Source organism: Hyphomonas sp., assembly GCF_965284475.1.
In the GTDB taxonomy this organism is placed as follows: domain Bacteria; phylum Pseudomonadota; class Alphaproteobacteria; order Caulobacterales; family Hyphomonadaceae; genus Hyphomonas.
The window spans coordinates 2,561,559-2,577,673 of the sequence record NZ_OZ260087.1; the positions used below are offsets into that span (position 1 = coordinate 2,561,559).

Below are 16,115 nucleotides of genomic sequence, written 5' to 3' on the forward strand. Positions count from 1 at the left end.
ATTGTGTCCTACCGATTTCCAGCGCGAGGATCGGCGGGGGCGCGTTCTGAGCGGCCTGAATCCATGTCTGCCATGGGGTTGGGCCAATCGACTATCTCTGCGGGACTGTCGCCATAAGGATTGCTTGGCTCTCCGCCTTCCTGAAGCCAGAGGCGTTCGGTGCCTGCTTCTTTGTACAGTGTAAGTCCAGAATCGCGGTAGTGGATAGGAGTGCCGTCGATGAGCCAAGGCTTGAGTGCGGTCATCAGACGTGAAAGTTCGACCGCGAGCGCGTCGCCTTCGACCGCGCTCTTTGCTGCCCTGAGGGCTGCTTCGGCGTCTGTCAGAATAGGGACAAGTTTTGTATTGGCATATCGGATCTTTAGCGTCTCGCTGAGACCGATTGCCGGATCGACATAATAGGGATCGATTTTGTAATCGTCCCTCAGCGCCTCATGGAAATACAGCGCCATGTCCGTGAAATGGTCGATCTCGGTAAGGGTTGTGGCATCGACGGGCAGCTCGGCGAGCGGTGTGTCTGGCCCGGTCATCATCGCTATTGGTGCTTGTAGTTTGGACAACCCCTCGCGAAGATTGACTTCGCTATCGAGCATGAACTGCCCGCTGGCGACGACCTGCTCCCCAGATGCGAGGCCTGCAAGAATCTCCGTTCGGCCTTTAGCATTGAGGCCGGTTTCTACAGTTCGACCCGCAAAGCGGCCCTCGCCGAACGCGAGGATGACATGTGAACCGCGACTATCGCGCAAGATCGCCTCGGTTGGCACCGACAGCCTTGGTTCGCTGCCAAGGTCCATAGAAATGTTGGCATAGGCGCCGGGGCGTAGATAGCCAGCGGCATTATCAACTTCGATCCGAACCTCGCCCGTGCGAGTTTTTGGATCAATCTCGGGATAGATATAATTGATCCGGCCTTCAGCGGGCGCGCCAGGCGCGCTTGGAAAGCTGAGGCGGACGGGCATGCCTGTATCGACCAGTGCGAGATCCTGTTCGGGTACGCTGGCGATGATCCAGACTCCAGAATAGGACTGGAGGCGCAGAATGGGTGTTCCGGGTTTGATGAAGTCGCCTTCTCGCACCTGAAGCGACGCGACAATCCCTCCTGCCTCAGCATAGACAGGGACGCGTTCAATCACTTTTCGGGTTTCGGTCAGGCGGTTGATGGTGGTCGTCTGCATGCCGAGCGACCGTAGCCGCTGCTTGACGGATGAGATCCGGTTATCATTCCCAATCTGGAGAGAATTGAGGTAATCCTTCTGGGCCGCAATCAGGTCGGGGCTGTAGACGCGATAAAGCAGAGCGCCGGGTCGGACCGTATCGCCTTCAGCACGTACACGCAGGTCTTCGATCCAGCCTTCGATGCGCGATACTGCGACATTTTCAAGTCGCTCATTCGTTTCGACCGTGCCAAACGCTCTCAGGGACCGCCCAAAATTGGCGACCTCCACGGGTGCGATACGAACGCCCATCGTCTGAATCATTTCTGGGTCGACGACGATTGAACCATCAGTTCTCGACTGGTCGGCATAAACCGCAATGTAATCCATGCCCATCGAGTCTTTTTTGGGTATCGGGGATGTATCGGCTTTGCCCATGGGGTGTTTATAATAGAGGATTTGACCCGTTGCCCCGCTCTTGGTTCCGTCAGCAGGGCTCGCGGGAACAAGGTCCATACCGCAAATGGGGCAAGAGCCATCAGCATCAGTCGAGATGTAGTGCGGGTGCATCGGGCAGGTATATTGCGCTGTTTCAGAGGCACTTGCGGCTTCTGCGCTGGACGCTGTCGCGTTTGGTGCTGGCGTCTTGCCATCACACGCTACGAGTAGCAAACCCAGTGCTGAGGCGGTGAAGAAAAATGTCTGTTTCATTTTGTTGCCAAAAGCGCATTCATGCGCGCTGTTGCTGCCGCGATACGGGCTTGTTCGCCAGCAATGTCTGAACGGAGTTTGAGGATAGCGATTTCTCCATCGATCATCGGCGAATAGTCGCCGACACCGGACTCGTAAATGGTATTCTGAGACGTGATTTCATCCTCGATTGCGCCAATCTTTTGGGACAAAATAACCACGCTTTGCTCAGCCGTCAGGCGCATGGAGCGATACGTTGAGTACTGTGCAGAGGCCGTTCTCGCAGCTGCTGAATAGTTGGCGCGGGCAGCGGCGCGTTCGGCTTTTGCTGCTCGCAAACGCGGTTCTTGATTTTTGCTTGCCCAGAACGGAACCGTCACGCTGACCATGCCTGACACCCAATCATCGCCGGAAAAATTCGCGCCCGTCTCGCGCTGTTGATAGGTCAGTTGGGCCCCCCATTCCGGTTTCCATGCGGCTTTTGCTTCATCAATACCGTGATCGCGCACAGCGACGCCCGCGTCAGCCACGCGGGCCGCATGGAACGCCATAGCATCCCCGGACCAGTCGGCGGGCGCGAGAGGCGGCGGCGGTGTGTCGGGCACCGCTCCCAGTAGATCAATCAGGCGTGCATCGATCTGTGCGACCTGTCCGTCCAATTCTACCAGTGTTCTATCGACCTCAGCGCGCTCCCCTTCAATTTCCGCCAGCCGAAACAGGGCGGGGCGGCCTGCATCAATTTCTGATTCTGCGACCTGGGTGAGTTGGTCATATTTTGCCCGGCGCGCTTCTGCGAGACTCCGCTGAACGCTGGCGCGCTCTTTGTCGTACAACAATGCGATCAGTTCGCCGCGCAGAGCCGCGTAGCGCTGGGCGCGCATTTCGCGTGTTTCATTGGCGCGGGCGAAGGCTTCACCTGCACGGGCATTTCGGCCTGCAAGGCTTGGAAACTTTTGCTGGATACCGACAGATTTGTTGGTCGGTAGAAAATCACTGAAAGAGGGGTCAAATATGGGAAAGTTATTGATCCCAACTGAAATAATCGGATCTGGCAGTGCGGTGGCGGCACTTGCGCGTTCGTCGCTCGCTTCGGCCTGATACGCCATGGCTTGCAAGCTCGGATGGTCGCGCAGCACATATTCCAGATCAGAAAAACTCTGGGCATGCGCTGCCGCGATTATCGCGGGGGAAATCCCGGCAAAGGCCAGGAGCAGAAGAGAACGAAACATGGGGAATTTCCTGTGTTCTGGAAACGGACGTCACATGACGCGCGATCCGCTTGGATAGCGCGCGCACTTAGACGTCTGGATCAGACCAGGAGGCGTTGCTTCATAGAAATAGGCGTGCTGAGCAATCCGGGCGAGGCACGAGGCGGCCCCGTTGTACGCAGGACGCGGGGTGCTTCATGTCCGGTCCAATGATTGACCTCGACGGGCAATAGCCGAAGATTGTCAGCCGACGACAGCACTGTGACCTGATCAGCTGTTACAACAGCTAGCATCGTCGATTCACAATCAGCGAAGCCGGGGCAGTCTGCCGGAGTATCACCAGACATTTGTTCGGCAGCTTCAGCTGCCAAGTCGCCATGACAAGGCGGCGCTTCGGCCTGAATTGCTTTTGCACCGGATTGGGCATGTCCAGTCATGCAGCACGCCATGATTGGAGTTGCCGCAAAGGCAACAACAGCCAGGAATATGAAAAGGCGTGTGAACAAGTTCATGAATTAAAGCTTATCGCACAAAGCATTAAAAAAATAAATACAGCCATGGGGTATATCGTTTGACCAGTTCTTGCGGCCGCCGAGTTAACGTAAAAGACATAGCTCAGGTCCCACTGCTTACCGGTTGATCGATATGGGCTAGCCAACAGGCCCGGTTCTCTATTTTCAGGTCGCGTGCCGGAATCATCGCAATCAGTTCAGTCTGAGTTTTATTACATGCACATCCGCCTGATGACCGCCTGTGTGACCGGTATCATTCGCCAGAAGGGTTTTTTCCAAGGACAAGACTAGCATGAGTTCCCTCATGGTCTGATCGTCAGTGCAAGTTTAAGAGCGATGATGTCCCTTCCGTCGAGAAATGCACAGGCTGCTCTTGGGTTGAGGATCAGGCAAGGCGGACACATGGTCACTTGCTGAGCCCAAACGCCAGGATATGTCGCCTCAAGTCCGCTTTCGCTGACAATAAAGTCGGCACTTGTTTGGCAATCAAGATGGTTGCCTATATCGCCATCACGTCAGTTGCCGAAATCATCGAACATAATTCGGCTGTCATTCACGCCTAGGGACTTCAGCAACGACAGGACCGCTTTCAGCATTTGTGGTGGGCCGCAAATGTAGAAACTGCAGCGCTCGATATCCGGATGCGAGGCGAGATACTGATCTCTGACGAGGTCGTGGATCAGGCCGCGCGCGCCGGGCCAGTCATCCGTTTCCGGCACTTCTGACAGGGCCACATGCCAGGAAAAGTTCGGGTGAGCGCTTGCCAGCTTCTCGAAGTCGTCTTTGTAGACAATGTGCTCCTGCGTCCTGGCGCCATACCAGAGCGACATTCGCGAAGTTCGGCCATTCGTGGCCAGTTGGTCGACAATCATCGAGCGGATCGGCCCAATGCCAGCCCCTCCGCCAATGAATACTTTCTCACTGGCTTCGGAGTCGACATGGAAGTCTCCGAAAGGCCCTCGCAATTCAATCGTATCACCGGCGACCAGAGAGCCGAGATATGTCGAGCCGATGCCTGCAGAAGCGCCTGGTGCATCAGGTTTTGCGAGCGCCAGACGGATGCTCAGGATGATGTCATTGCCAAGCTCGCCTGGGGCATTCGCGAGAGAATAGGTCCGGTAGACCGTCTCGTCGGTCCCGACAGCCTTGGCTGTTCCTGAGGCTTCCCATCGGGTCTTGACCGCATTTGGCAGATTAGACTGGTCGATATCCCAGCGGAAGGGCTGAACCTTGACCTGGATATAGCTGCCAGCCCTGAAGTCGAGCGGCTCGGGGAGCGATATGCGCAGCTCATACATGTCAGGCGTGATGAAGTTTGTCGCCGCGATCGTACCTACCAGGTTTTTCGCGTCGAGCAGGCCGTGCGGCAGGGTGACCACGAGTGGTGCTTCCACCCTGTGCTGGCACGCCAGGCGATAGCCGGATGCCAGTTCGCTTTCCGGGATTTGCCTGCGATCAGCGGGTAGTATTGGAAGGGCGGTGCCAATCTGGACCCTGCATAGACCGCATGTGCCACCCCCGCCGCATGTTGATGGAAGTGGATAACCCTGCTCGTCCATTGCGGCGAATAGGGACTGCATCGGTCGGGCGCTGGCCATCTTAATCGCGCTGCCTTCGCTGTCGGTGAGTGACAGGGGGAAGACCTTGCCGCGGCCTCGCCACTTGCCGACGAGGTTGAAATCGCTGCGCCGGAAGCTGTCAAACCACAGAGCGATCCCGCTGAGACCCAGCCAGAGCACGATAAGCGCAGCGGTGATAATGAGTGGATGGTTGAAACTGGCCCGATTCTGATAGTCCATGATGTGGAGCATCCAGAAGATGTCAAATGCGCGCCAGTAGTGGTTGCGCCGCTCCAGGATCTGACCGTTGCGTCCCGATACGTAGATCGTAGTCCGTTCCGGGTCGTCGAAGTCGATCCTCCATGCAGGGGCCAAATGATCTCGGACTTCCAGCGTTGTTTCTAACATATACTGGACGTTCACGACGTCACCGGGGCCGGCATAATCGGTAAGCGCGATCCGGGTGGCGAGTCCCTCGTCTACGATTATGGGCGCTCCGGTGACTGCATCCGAGAGCACGGATCCGTCAGATGTTACCGTATCGAATATCACCCGACCGTCCAGATTTCGCAGGCGAACCTGCTGGACTTCGGCGCCGTCCACCGTTGCAGGCAGGCCGATTTGGCCGGTCGCGGCTTTCAGGAGTGGAGCAGGGGCGGCGCGTTCCGCCATGCGATGATCACCTGCCACCTTGCTGTGGGGAAGGATTGCCATGCCAAGGCCGCTCAGCATCCACAGCGTGAGCTGGATACCAAGGATGAGTGCGATCCATTTGTGTGCCTGTCGAACAATTGTCATCATCTAGATTGCTCCACGGCGGCGCTTGAAGCTGAAGAACAGCAACCATGTGCCCAGAATTGACAGAACCATGCCGAGCCCGGCGGCAATGCGCAGAAGGGTGTTGTTCACGTCGGCGCGTTCTTCATAGTCCATGATGTGCAGCATCCAGGCGAAATCGAAGATGCGCCAGTAAGTGTGCCGCCTTGTGATGAGTGATCCGTCGTCCGGTGACACATAAAGAGCGGTCGACCCGGCATCGGAGAAATCTATTCGCCACAATGGGAGCTTGCGGGACTGGATTTCGCTTGGCGCATCTGCCTGCTCTACCAGAAGGGTCGCCGATTTGATCTTGCCTGCTCGCGTATAGTGATACCGAGCCACGCTAATCGCGTCGGCTTCCGTCAGCGGCGATATTTCAAGGCCCGTCATCGCATTAACGAGGTGGGCACCAGTTGGGGACTGAACCCGATAGGCGGGCTGCCCCGTCCAGCTGACCAGGGCGATCTCGCTTGCTTCAGGGTATTCAGAGAGCACATCGGCGAAGACGACGGCCGGTGGAGCGTTATCCTCGAGTGCGCTGGTCATGTTCCGGACGAGATGGTCGCCGTGAATAAAGTCGAGATTTATCACGACCATATACACACCGCTGGCGAGCCAGAGGAGCACTTGCGCGCCAATGATGAGCGAGAGCCATTTGTGCCATTGGCGTACTTTGAATGAAATCTTTCTGCTCATGGGGTACCTTGATAGGTTAGGAAGTTGCAGCCGGCAGGCACGGATAGGCGGAAGGCCAGGACGAGGAGACCTGTTCAAATAGCCCGGAAGGGTGTTTTGATTCGAGGCGGGTTTTCAGGAACAATCGCCTCATCCGAGTGGTGAGCATCCCCACCGCTTGGAATGATCGCGGGAAGGTTCAGGTTTTTCTCGCGCGCACAGTCGATTGCGTCTTCATAGCCGGCATCGGCATGGCGCATCACCCCCGAAGCGGGGTCATTCCAGAGAACGCGCGCGATGCGGCGGGCGGCATCTGCGGTGCCATCGGCGACGATGACCATTCCGGCATGCTGGGAATAGCCCATGCCGACGCCGCCGCCATGATGCAGGCTGACCCATGTTGCGCCGGACGCAGTGTTGAGCAGCGCATTCAGCAGCGGCCAGTCGGAGACGGCGCTCGAGCCATCTTTCATGGCCTCGGTTTCCCTGTTGGGGCTGGCAACCGATCCGCTGTCGAGGTGATCGCGGCCGATCACGACCGGGGCGCTCAATTCGCCGCTGGCGACCATGTCGTTGAAGGCGAGCCCGAGGCGGTCACGGTCGCCCAGCCCGACCCAGCAGATGCGGGCGGGCAGGCCCTGGAAGTCGATGCGGTCGCGTGCCATGTCGAGCCACCTGTGCAGGTGGGCATCATCGGGCAGCAGTTCCTTGACCTTCTGGTCTGTTCTGTAGATGTCTTCCGGATCGCCCGAGAGCGCGACCCAGCGGAACGGGCCAACGCCGCGGCAAAACAGCGGTCGGATATAGGCTGGAACAAAGCCCGGGAAGTCGAAGGCGTTCTCGAGGCCCGCATCGAAGGCGACCTGTCGGATATTGTTGCCATAGTCGAGCGTGGGAATACCGGCATTCCAGAAGTCCAGCATGGCCTGGACCTGAATCTTCATCGACGCGCAGGCCGCCTGCTCGACGGCTTTCGGATCGCTTGCCTGTTTCTCTTTCCACTCCGCCATCGTCCAGCCAATGGGCAGGTAGCCGTGGATGGGATCATGTGCCGAGGTCTGGTCTGTCACCAGGTCCGGGCGAATGCCGCGCCTGACCAGTTCGGGGAAGATGTCGCCCGCATTGCCGCAAAGGCCGACGGATTTGGCTTCGCCCGCCGCTGTCCACTTTCCGATCAGGGCGAGGGCTTCGTCGAGACTGTCGGTCTTTTCATCAAGATAGCGGGTGCGCAGCCGGAAATCGATACTGTCCGGGTTGCATTCGACAGCGAGGCAGCACGCGCCTGCCATGGCCGCCGCAAGGGGCTGGGCGCCGCCCATGCCGCCGAGGCCGCCTGTGAGGATCCACTTTCCCTTGAGGTTGCCATCATAATGCTGGCGCCCCGCTTCGACAAAGGTTTCATATGTGCCCTGAACAATTCCCTGTGTGCCGATATAGATCCACGAGCCGGCCGTCATCTGGCCGTACATCATCAGGCCCTTCTTATCGAGCGCGTTGAAATGATCCCAGGTCGCCCAGTGCGGCACCAGGTTCGAGTTGGCGATCAGGACGCGCGGAGCATCCCTGTGGGTGCGGAAGACGCCGACGGGCTTGCCGGACTGGACCAGCAGCGTCTCTTCCTCTGTCAGGGTTTTGAGTGTTTCGATGATCTTGTCGAAATCTGCCCATGTCCGGGCGGCGCGGCCGATGCCGCCATAGACGACGAGTTCGTCAGGGTTTTCGGCTACGTCCCGGTCGAGATTGTTCTGGAGCATCCGGAAAGGTGCCTCGGTGGTCCAGGACAGGCAGTTGAGTTCGGGACCTGTCGGGCTCTTGATGTCGCGTCTGTTCTTGCGGGGCGTGTCCATGTCAGGTCTCCGTCTTGAGGCTGGAGTTTGCCGTATCTTCGACGGCCTTCAGGATGGTGCCGAGCAGGTCCCGTAAAGGGGCCGCGCGGCTGGTGGAATAGGAAAAGGGCGGCATTTCGGATTCGAGGTAGCAGCGCTGGACCAGTTCCATCTGGATCGCATGTACGCCGGCTTCCGGGCGGCCATAGTGGCGGGTCGTCCAGCCGCCCTTGAAGCGGCCGTTCACGACGTGGCTGTATGCGGGCGATTGAGCGCATGCGGCGGCGACCGCAGACGTGATCGTGGGAGCGCAGGTCTGTCCGCCATTGTCACCGATATTGAGGTCGGGCAGCTGGTTATCGAACAGGTGGGGGATTTCGGAGCGGATGGAGTGGCAGTCGTATAGGACCGCGAGGCCGTGCTCTGCCTTCACCCGCGCGATCTCCGCTTCCAGGGCTGCGTGATAGACGCGGTGGTATGATCCGAGGCGATGCGTGATGTCCGATTCTGTCGGGTTGGCACGCCATATGGGCTCGTTGTCGAAAGTGCTGGTCGGCACCAGTTCCGTTGTGTTCTGGCCGGGATAGAGGCTCGTGCCTTCAGGGTCGCGATTGGCATCGATGACATAGCGACTGAAATTGGCGCTCACGATCGTGACATTGTCGAGGAGGCCATCATAGAGCCGAGGAATGTACCAGTCAGTGTCGCGCAATTGCTGACCAAGATCGTTCAACTGAGCGAAAATGTCATCCGGCACGTAGGTTCCCGAATGGGGTTGGCCGAGGATGACTGGTCCCGAGCCGCGAATGATTGTGACCGGCGTCATACGACCAATCCGATGGCCGAGGTGCCGCTGTTCAGATCACAGAGCGCTCCGGTCTCGTGGACAAGATCGGTCAATGCTTCGATGTCTGCGCTGACCATGCGGTCATCGTCGAGTGGGGGGCAGTGCTTCCGAATGGTCCTGATAACGCTGGAGAGGAGTTCGCTGGTCTGTAGGGGTTCGCGCAGCTCAATGCCCTGCGCACCGCACATGGCTTCAATGCTGAGAATGCCGGCCAGATTTGTGTTCATTTCCAGCAGCCGGCGTGCCGCATGGCAAGCCATGGACACATGATCTTCCTGATTGGCTGAGGTTGGCGTGGAGTCGACCGAACGCGGATTGGAGAGTGACTTGTTTTCGCTCATGAGGGCAGCAGACGTGACTTCGGCGATCATGAGGCCTGATTTAAGTCCGGGGTCTGGCGCGAGAAAGGCCGGTAGACCGAAGCTAAGGGCGGGGTCGACCAGCATGGCGATCCGGCGTTGGGCGATGCTGCCGATTTCTGAGATGGCGATGGCGGCCTGATCGGCGGCGAGCGCCACCGGCTCTGCATGGAAGTTACCGCCGGAGACGATCTCGCCATTTGACAGGACAAGTGGGTTGTCGGTCGCAGCGTTCGCCTCGACCTGCAAGGTCGCGCCAACTTGCCGGAGTTGGTCAAGGCATGCGCCGATAACCTGGGGCGCACACCTCAGGCAGTAAGGATCCTGGACCCGCTCGTCGCCGCTCATATGGCTCTCCCGGATCTCCGATCCCTGAAGCAGTTCGCGCAGGCGCCGGGCGCTGTCGATCTGCCCCTGGTGTCCGCGCAGCTGATGGATTTCGTCGCTGAACGGTGCGCTGGACCCCATGGCCGCGTCAATCGACAGGGCCGCAGTCGTGAGCGATGACACCGACAGGCGCCATGCGCCGAACAATCCTGCGAGCGCCAGGGCGGTTGATACCTGCGTGCCATTGAGGAGGGCCAGTCCTTCCTTGGCCTGCAGTTCGATGGGCGCGATGCCTTCAGCCTGCAACGCCTTTGCCGAAGGCATCCGCTCGCCGCGATAGAAGACTTCCCCTTCGCCGATCAGGCTGGCGGCCAAATGGGCGAGCGGGGCGAGGTCACCCGATGCGCCGACCGACCCCCTGGCCGGAATGACGGGCAGGATGCCGGCGCGTGCCATGTTCTGGATCAGGTGAATGAGTTCAGGGCGAACGCCTGAGGCGCCCCGTCCAAGGGAAACACATTTAAGCGCCATGATCAGGCGGACGACGTTCGCAGAGAGTGGTTGCCCCACACCCGCGCAATGCGAGCGCACAAGGTTTTTTTGAAGGGCTGTGAGTTTGTCGTCGCTGATGCGGATCGATGCGAGCTTTCCAAACCCTGTATTTACGCCGTAGATCGCATCCCCGTCCGTAATCCGCCGCGCCAGAGTAGCGGCCGATTCCGCGACACGCGCGTAAGCTGTCTCATCGAGCCGGAACGCGCCGCGGCCACGATAGATCGCTTCGAGGTCGCTGAGCGATACGTAGCCGGGATTGAGTGAAGTCGTCATGCTGCAATCCCGTGCGAGAGGCGTTTGTGAAGGGGAGAGCCGCCCAACCAATATGAAAGTTCGGAGGGGTGTTCGACATCCCAAACGGCGAGCTCCGCACGGGCACCGATTGTGATCTCGCCGTACTCGCCTGACAGCCCCAATGCCTTTGCGGCGCAACGTGTCGTGCCTGCCAAGGCCTCTTCAGGCGTCAGCGCAAACTCGGTGCAGGCCATGTTCATGGCGGTCAGGATCGATGAGATTGGCGAACTGCCAGGATTGCAGTCAGTCGCAATGGCGATATCGACGTCATGGTGACGCAAGGCGGCGATTGGCGGCAGTTTCGTTTCCTTCAGCGTGTAAAACGCGCCGGGAAGCAGAACGGCAACAGTTCCGGCGGCGGCAAAGGCCTCGACGTCTGTGGCTGAGAGGTATTCCAGGTGATCGGCCGAAAGGGCCGAATAGCGGGCGGCGAGGAGGGCGCCCTTCTGGTCGGAGAGCTGTTCGGCATGCAGCTTGACGGGAAGACCCAGTGAGCCCGCAGCCTGGAACACGCGCTCGATCTGCCCCGATGTAAAGGCGATCGTCTCGCAGAAACCATCCACCGCATCTACCAGACCTTTGTTTGCTGCGCGCACCAGTCCCGGAATGACAATCTGGTCAATATAGGTATCAGCCCGGCCTTTAAAGGCGGGTGGTACGGCATGCGCTGCCAGCCAGGTCGTGACAATCTTCACGGGCCGCAATTCTTCCAGTTTCCTAGCGACCTGGAGCATGCGAATCTCGTCGTCTATGGTGAGCCCGTATCCGGACTTCACTTCCACGACCGCAACCCCATCACTGATCAGGTCATCAAGGCGTCGCAGTGATGCGGAAACAAGCGCGTCGAAAGAGGCGGCGCGGGTTGCCTCGACGGTGGAATTGATGCCGCCACCTATCTTGGCTATCTCTTCGTAGCTCGCACCCTTAAGACGCTGTTCGAATTCCTTCGAACGATTACCGCCAAATACCAGATGTGTGTGACAATCGATCAGGGCGGGCGTGACGAGTCGGCCCTGCAGAGACTGCTTATCCATCTCGCTCTGTTTTAGAGGGACGGCACCAGACCGGCCGATCCATTCGATCAGACCATCGCGCTGAAGAATCGCAGCATCTTCAATCAGCCCGTAATTCGGCTGACCAGATTTCAGGGTTGCAACAGTGCAATCGGTAAAGAGGGTTTGTTGTGTCATCGCTCTTGTCTTATGGCAGCAGCAAATTAATATGTACACACATAAAAGGGGCATGCAAGACAAGATGACGATTGAAATTAGTGCTCGACAAGTGCTATCCGCAAGCGGGTGGTTGCATGATACAAAGATCACCATTGACACAGAAGGATTCGTAGTTGGCATTGCGGAAAGCGATGGTCATTGCGACCATTCCGTAGGGGTGCTTCTGCCCGCCATGGCCAATGTTCACAGTCACAGTTTCCAGAGGGCGATGGCGGGACTGGCTGAAAAGCGCGGCCCGACGGCGATTGATGATTTCTGGACCTGGCGGCAGGTCATGTACCGGTTCCTGGAGCTGCTTTCTCCAGATGATATCGAAGTTATTGCGGCGCAGGTCCAGATGGAAATGATGGAGGCGGGATATGCTGCGCAGGCGGAATTTCATTATCTCCATCATGCGCCGGGCGGCAAACCCTATGACCAGCTCGATGAGACGTCGCTGAGGCATTTCAAGGCCGCGCAGCTTACCGGCATCGGCTATACCCATCTCCCTGTTCTATATATGCAGGGTGGGCTGGATGGGCGGGCCCTGCAGGGCGGGCAAGCCCGCTTCGGCTGCGATCTCGAGCAATTTACGATGCTATATGAGCGCATCGCGTCTAGGCTTGGTGGCATGCCATCTGACTTTAATCTCGGTGTTGCGCCACATTCGCTGCGGGCCGTGTCAACAGAAGGCATTGAGTTGGCGCTGGGTCTCTGCCCGGAGGGGCCGATCCATATTCATGCCGCAGAACAGGTCGGCGAAGTCGAGGAAGTCGTTGAATCTTTGGGCTCCCGGCCGGTGCGGTGGCTTCTCGACCATATGCCCGTCGACAAGCGCTGGTGCCTGATCCATGCTACACAGATGGAGCCGGACGAGACGGTAAGCTTGGCCCGATCTGGGGCGGTGGCGGGGATATGTCCCATTACCGAGGCCAATCTCGGAGATGGGATCTTTGATGGGCAGCGCTTTCTTGGTGCTGGCGGAATGATCGGCATAGGGTCGGATTCGAATGTCAGGATCGGTCTAACGGAGGAGCTACGGATGCTCGAGGTCTCTCAGAGGCTACGGGATCGCAGGCGTTCGATCCTCACAGATGACCATACATTGTCGAATGGCCGGTATCTGTATGAGCGCGCGGCACGCGGTTCGGCACGTGCCCTCGGGCGCAACTCGGGCCGTATTGAAATCGGTGCCCTGGCAGACCTGATCGCGCTCGACAGCAATTCGCCAGTCGTGGGCGCCTTGCGAGAGGACGCGGTACTTGATGCATGGATATTTGCAGGCAAGGATGACATTATAACCGATGTCTGGTCGGCGGGGCGGCATATGGTCAGAGGCGGTCGGCATAAGAATCGTCACGAGATAAGTGCGGCATATTCCGAGCTGAATATGCGACTCAGGGGAACGATATGAATAAGGTGACGCACCAAACCATTCGCCAATCCATACTCGAACGGATTCAAAATGGGGGATGGGCTCTCGGGGAACTTATCCCGGGTGAGGTCGCACTGGCCGAAGAATATGGTTGCTCACGCACAACGATTAATCGTGCGCTGCAGGGACTTGCAGATGAAGGGCTTGTCGTTCGCAAAAGAAAAGGCGGTACACGTGTCTGTAATATGCCTGTCCGACAAGCCAAGTTCGACATACCGATCGTGCGTGAGCAGGTCGAAGCATTTGGTGGACACTACCGGCACCAAGTCCTCCGAAAGGTCGAAAAAGTGCCGCCGCTGTCAATTCGCACGCGTCTTGGTCTGGAGAACGGAGCCAAAGCCTTACAACTGGACACGGTGCATCTGGCCGATGGCCGCCCCTTCGCGTATGAGGCGCGTTGGATCAATCTGAAAGTCGTACCACAGATACGGAACGCGCCATTAGACTCAGTCAGCGCAAATGAGTGGCTGGTTCAGACGGTTCCATTTTCCAGTGGCGATGTTTCGTTCAGTGCCGTCGCGGCGGGTGCGGATGTCGCGAGCGCGCTGGAGTGCAATGAGGGGGATGCGCTTTTCGTAATTGACCGAACCACGTCCCTCGCCGGTGAGTTCGTCACGACCATGAAGCTCGTCTATCGTGAGGGGTATCAGTTGTATTCGCGGCTTTAGCTATTTCCGTTGCGGTATCCTGACTGCGGGAATGCATTGGCCGGATTCTTTGCGCATCACCGACCAAAACACTGCCAAATGCATTTGAAACGGGCATTTTCTTGGTAGGGTGCACCGAGAGGGGTGTGGCCGTTGCGGGTTTATTGAGACTTCTCTAGGCTGAAACCATATCGAATTCAGCCACTAGGCTAGAAGGGCCCATAGATGACGGTGCGTACCCGCAAAATTGCATTGGGCCCTCTCGAAATTTCCATTCTGCAATACCTCTGGAAAAGCGGACCGGCTGAGGTCAAGGCGGCGCATCAGGAGCTAGGGCACAAGGACGGTCAGTCTTACAACACATTTCAGTCGACGATGGACCGACTCCACAAAAAGGGGCTGCTTTCCCGCCACAAAGTCAGCCATGCTTATCTCTACGAGGCGTCCGTAAGCCAGTCTCAAGTTGTCAGCCGCGTTATGGATGATGTGCTGCGGTCTTTGTCCGATAATTCCCGAGATGCCTATCTGCTGGCGTTTCTCGACCATGCTACTGAGTCGGACAGTGCCGCGCTTGATACGCTTGAGCGTCTGATCAAGGAAAGACGGCAGGAGCAAAACGCCTCAAGGCGAGGAGAAGATGATGGCTAATGCCGCATTTTTGCCTAATCTCGGTATTGCGCTTTTTGCGGCCTTGCTTGCTGCGCTGAGCATCGGCGCGCTTCAGAGCGCAGTGTGGCCCCGATTTCATCGGTATCTGTCTGACCTGAGTCCCAGACAGTATTGTCGTGCAATCTTCGGCTATGCGTCATTCCCGTTCGCGGTCAGCCTTGCGTTGTTTGTCTCCTGTGCGGCGGTACCGACATCTGCCGGGTTCAATACTTTGCCCACGCATTGCCACTACGAAATAGCAATGACGTACTGCCGCCCACATGAGCCAATGATGCTGACGAGCCCCGCGTTTCTCGTCTTTCTGGCAGTACTTGCGCTTTTCACTGCGCCAATTGTCATTCTTTTTGTGCGCCGCATGCGCTTGCACAGCAGACTCTTTAGAGATCTTGAAACCAGTGGCCGCTATGAAAGAAGTCTTGGGGCGTGGGTTGTTGATTCCGGCGCGATTTCCGCATTTTGCATCGGCATATTTCGGCGGCGGATCATCATAAGTGCGGAGTTGCTAAGGAGCATTGCTCCTGAGCAGGTCCGGATCGTCCTTGATCATGAGCGGGCGCACGCGCGGCGCGCCGACGTTCTTTCGCTCTTCGCGCTCCAGGTTCTGACCATGCCTTTCTTTCCCGAAGCCCGGCGCGGTTTGACGAAAGAGTTTTTGATGTCTGTAGAGCATGAATGTGACCGGTACGCCGCCAGCCAGTGCGGCGACCGCTTTGCTGTGGCAGAGGCGCTCGTGACGCTCGGTCGATTGCGGCTGCAACGACATTCGCGCGAGTCGGACGCTGCATCCTTTTCAGTTTTCCCTGTGCTCGGACAGTCACTGGAGCGTCGGATTGCTTGGCTCGTTCAAACGCCCCCGCCAAGGCGCAACAGCGGGACAATGATTATCGAACGGTTGATCTGCTATTCGGTCATCGTGTCATTCATCGTCGCCGAACCGGTTCATCACGGTCTCGAGCAGGTCTTGAGGCTGGCGCTCGGTTGACGCGTTCGTGGCGCAGCTTTTTTTGCAAGATATCCGGCGCGTGCATCAAACACTGAATCCAGGCTGTCTTGCTTCATCAAGATTTCATTCAGGACGCTTATTGCGTTTTCAGTCGGTGCCTAAAATTTGTTATGTGCATGCATAATAACAAGTACTCGGTCAAAAAAATCTTGACGCTTGTTTTTTTCACAATAACACTGTGGTTCTTCGAAAGGGGCTCTTCGCCAAATTTCGGAGATCGCGTTAGTGCTGGAATGAAGTTGTCGGACGGGATCTTCGATGGCTTTTAGACTGAATACAGCGGAATTCAGCACGCTAGCCGAGGGGAGTGCCAGTTGAGTCAAAT

At 57.7% G+C, this 16,115-nt stretch carries 13 protein-coding genes; 5 read left to right on the forward strand and 8 right to left on the reverse strand.

Features of this window, described 5'->3' with window-relative positions:
- Nucleotides 1–8: 8 nt before the first annotated feature.
- Together ACQ66M_RS12635 and ACQ66M_RS12640 are read right to left on the reverse strand one after the other, a co-directional pair.
- Entirely contained in the window at nt 9–1,865 is a 1,857-nt protein-coding gene (locus ACQ66M_RS12635) for an efflux RND transporter periplasmic adaptor subunit (RefSeq protein ID WP_430404228.1), read from the reverse strand.
- Complete coding sequence (locus ACQ66M_RS12640; protein WP_430404230.1) at nt 1,862–3,073, reverse strand: TolC family protein; 1,212 nt, start codon at nt 3,071–3,073, stop codon at nt 1,862–1,864. The genes ACQ66M_RS12635 and ACQ66M_RS12640 overlap by 4 nt, the downstream gene beginning before the upstream one ends.
- 404 nt (nt 3,074–3,477) lie before the next feature.
- Here ACQ66M_RS12640 and ACQ66M_RS12645 point away from each other — a divergent pair, with 404 nt between their 5' ends.
- The gene (locus ACQ66M_RS12645; RefSeq protein WP_430404232.1) at nt 3,478–3,627 is read left to right on the forward strand and encodes a hypothetical protein; all 150 of its coding nucleotides are present in this window, start codon (nt 3,478–3,480) and stop codon (nt 3,625–3,627) included.
- Between the two features lie 452 nt (nt 3,628–4,079).
- Here the strand turns inward: ACQ66M_RS12645 and nqrF are convergent, their stop codons facing one another.
- From nqrF to hutI, 6 genes are all read right to left on the reverse strand, one after another.
- The gene (gene nqrF / locus ACQ66M_RS12650) at nt 4,080–5,924 is read right to left on the reverse strand and encodes an NADH:ubiquinone reductase (Na(+)-transporting) subunit F (RefSeq protein ID WP_430404234.1); all 1,845 of its coding nucleotides are present in this window, start codon (nt 5,922–5,924) and stop codon (nt 4,080–4,082) included.
- Nucleotides 5,925–6,638, reverse strand: coding sequence for a hypothetical protein (locus tag ACQ66M_RS12655; RefSeq protein ID WP_430404236.1), 714 nt, complete (start codon nt 6,636–6,638; stop codon nt 5,925–5,927). It lies immediately after the preceding gene.
- A gap of 74 nt (nt 6,639–6,712) precedes the next feature.
- Nucleotides 6,713–8,464: a urocanate hydratase gene (gene hutU / locus ACQ66M_RS12660; protein WP_430404238.1), complete on the reverse strand. Its 1,752-nt coding sequence runs from the start codon at nt 8,462–8,464 to the stop codon at nt 6,713–6,715.
- 1 nt (nt 8,465) lies between these two features.
- A complete protein-coding gene (hutG, locus tag ACQ66M_RS12665; protein ID WP_430404240.1) occupies nt 8,466–9,269 on the reverse strand; it encodes an N-formylglutamate deformylase in 804 nt (267 codons plus the stop codon).
- Complete coding sequence (gene hutH / locus ACQ66M_RS12670; RefSeq protein WP_430404242.1) at nt 9,266–10,804, reverse strand: histidine ammonia-lyase; 1,539 nt, start codon at nt 10,802–10,804, stop codon at nt 9,266–9,268. The genes hutG and hutH overlap by 4 nt, the downstream gene beginning before the upstream one ends.
- Nucleotides 10,801–12,015, reverse strand: coding sequence for an imidazolonepropionase (hutI, locus tag ACQ66M_RS12675; RefSeq protein ID WP_430404244.1), 1,215 nt, complete (start codon nt 12,013–12,015; stop codon nt 10,801–10,803). Before hutI ends, hutH begins: the two co-directional genes overlap by 4 nt.
- Nucleotides 12,016–12,079: 64 nt before the next feature.
- Between hutI and ACQ66M_RS12680 the strand changes: the two genes are divergently transcribed.
- The 4 genes from ACQ66M_RS12680 (at nt 12,080) to ACQ66M_RS12695 (ending at nt 15,769) form a co-directional block, all read left to right on the forward strand.
- A complete protein-coding gene (locus tag ACQ66M_RS12680) occupies nt 12,080–13,450 on the forward strand; it encodes a formimidoylglutamate deiminase (protein WP_430404247.1) in 1,371 nt (456 codons plus the stop codon).
- Nucleotides 13,447–14,139, forward strand: coding sequence for a GntR family transcriptional regulator (locus tag ACQ66M_RS12685; RefSeq protein ID WP_430404249.1), 693 nt, complete (start codon nt 13,447–13,449; stop codon nt 14,137–14,139). The genes ACQ66M_RS12680 and ACQ66M_RS12685 overlap by 4 nt, the downstream gene beginning before the upstream one ends.
- Nucleotides 14,140–14,343: 204 nt before the next feature.
- Nucleotides 14,344–14,766 carry a BlaI/MecI/CopY family transcriptional regulator gene (locus ACQ66M_RS12690; RefSeq protein WP_430404251.1) on the forward strand — a complete coding sequence of 141 codons (423 nt, stop codon included), beginning with the start codon at nt 14,344–14,346 and terminating at the stop codon, nt 14,764–14,766.
- A complete protein-coding gene (locus ACQ66M_RS12695; protein WP_430404253.1) occupies nt 14,759–15,769 on the forward strand; it encodes a M56 family metallopeptidase in 1,011 nt (336 codons plus the stop codon). The genes ACQ66M_RS12690 and ACQ66M_RS12695 overlap by 8 nt, the downstream gene beginning before the upstream one ends.
- Nucleotides 15,770–16,115 lie beyond the last annotated feature (346 nt).

Bases quoted from the DNA above. Each gene is read 5' to 3' on its own strand.
- ACQ66M_RS12635 (WP_430404228.1), bottom strand. From the start codon at position 1,865: ATGAAACAGACATTTTTCTTCACCGCCTCAGCACTGGGTTTGCTACTC.
- ACQ66M_RS12640 (WP_430404230.1), bottom strand. From the start codon at position 3,073: ATGTTTCGTTCTCTTCTGCTCCTGGCCTTTGCCGGGATTTCCCCCGCG.
- ACQ66M_RS12645 (WP_430404232.1), top strand. From the start codon at position 3,478: ATGTCCAGTCATGCAGCACGCCATGATTGGAGTTGCCGCAAAGGCAAC.
- nqrF (WP_430404234.1), bottom strand. From the start codon at position 5,924: ATGATGACAATTGTTCGACAGGCACACAAATGGATCGCACTCATCCTT.
- ACQ66M_RS12655 (WP_430404236.1), bottom strand. From the start codon at position 6,638: ATGAGCAGAAAGATTTCATTCAAAGTACGCCAATGGCACAAATGGCTC.
- hutU (WP_430404238.1), bottom strand. From the start codon at position 8,464: ATGGACACGCCCCGCAAGAACAGACGCGACATCAAGAGCCCGACAGGT.
- hutG (WP_430404240.1), bottom strand. From the start codon at position 9,269: ATGACGCCGGTCACAATCATTCGCGGCTCGGGACCAGTCATCCTCGGC.
- hutH (WP_430404242.1), bottom strand. From the start codon at position 10,804: ATGACGACTTCACTCAATCCCGGCTACGTATCGCTCAGCGACCTCGAA.
- hutI (WP_430404244.1), bottom strand. From the start codon at position 12,015: ATGACACAACAAACCCTCTTTACCGATTGCACTGTTGCAACCCTGAAA.
- ACQ66M_RS12680 (WP_430404247.1), top strand. From the start codon at position 12,080: ATGACGATTGAAATTAGTGCTCGACAAGTGCTATCCGCAAGCGGGTGG.
- ACQ66M_RS12685 (WP_430404249.1), top strand. From the start codon at position 13,447: ATGAATAAGGTGACGCACCAAACCATTCGCCAATCCATACTCGAACGG.
- ACQ66M_RS12690 (WP_430404251.1), top strand. From the start codon at position 14,344: ATGACGGTGCGTACCCGCAAAATTGCATTGGGCCCTCTCGAAATTTCC.
- ACQ66M_RS12695 (WP_430404253.1), top strand. From the start codon at position 14,759: ATGGCTAATGCCGCATTTTTGCCTAATCTCGGTATTGCGCTTTTTGCG.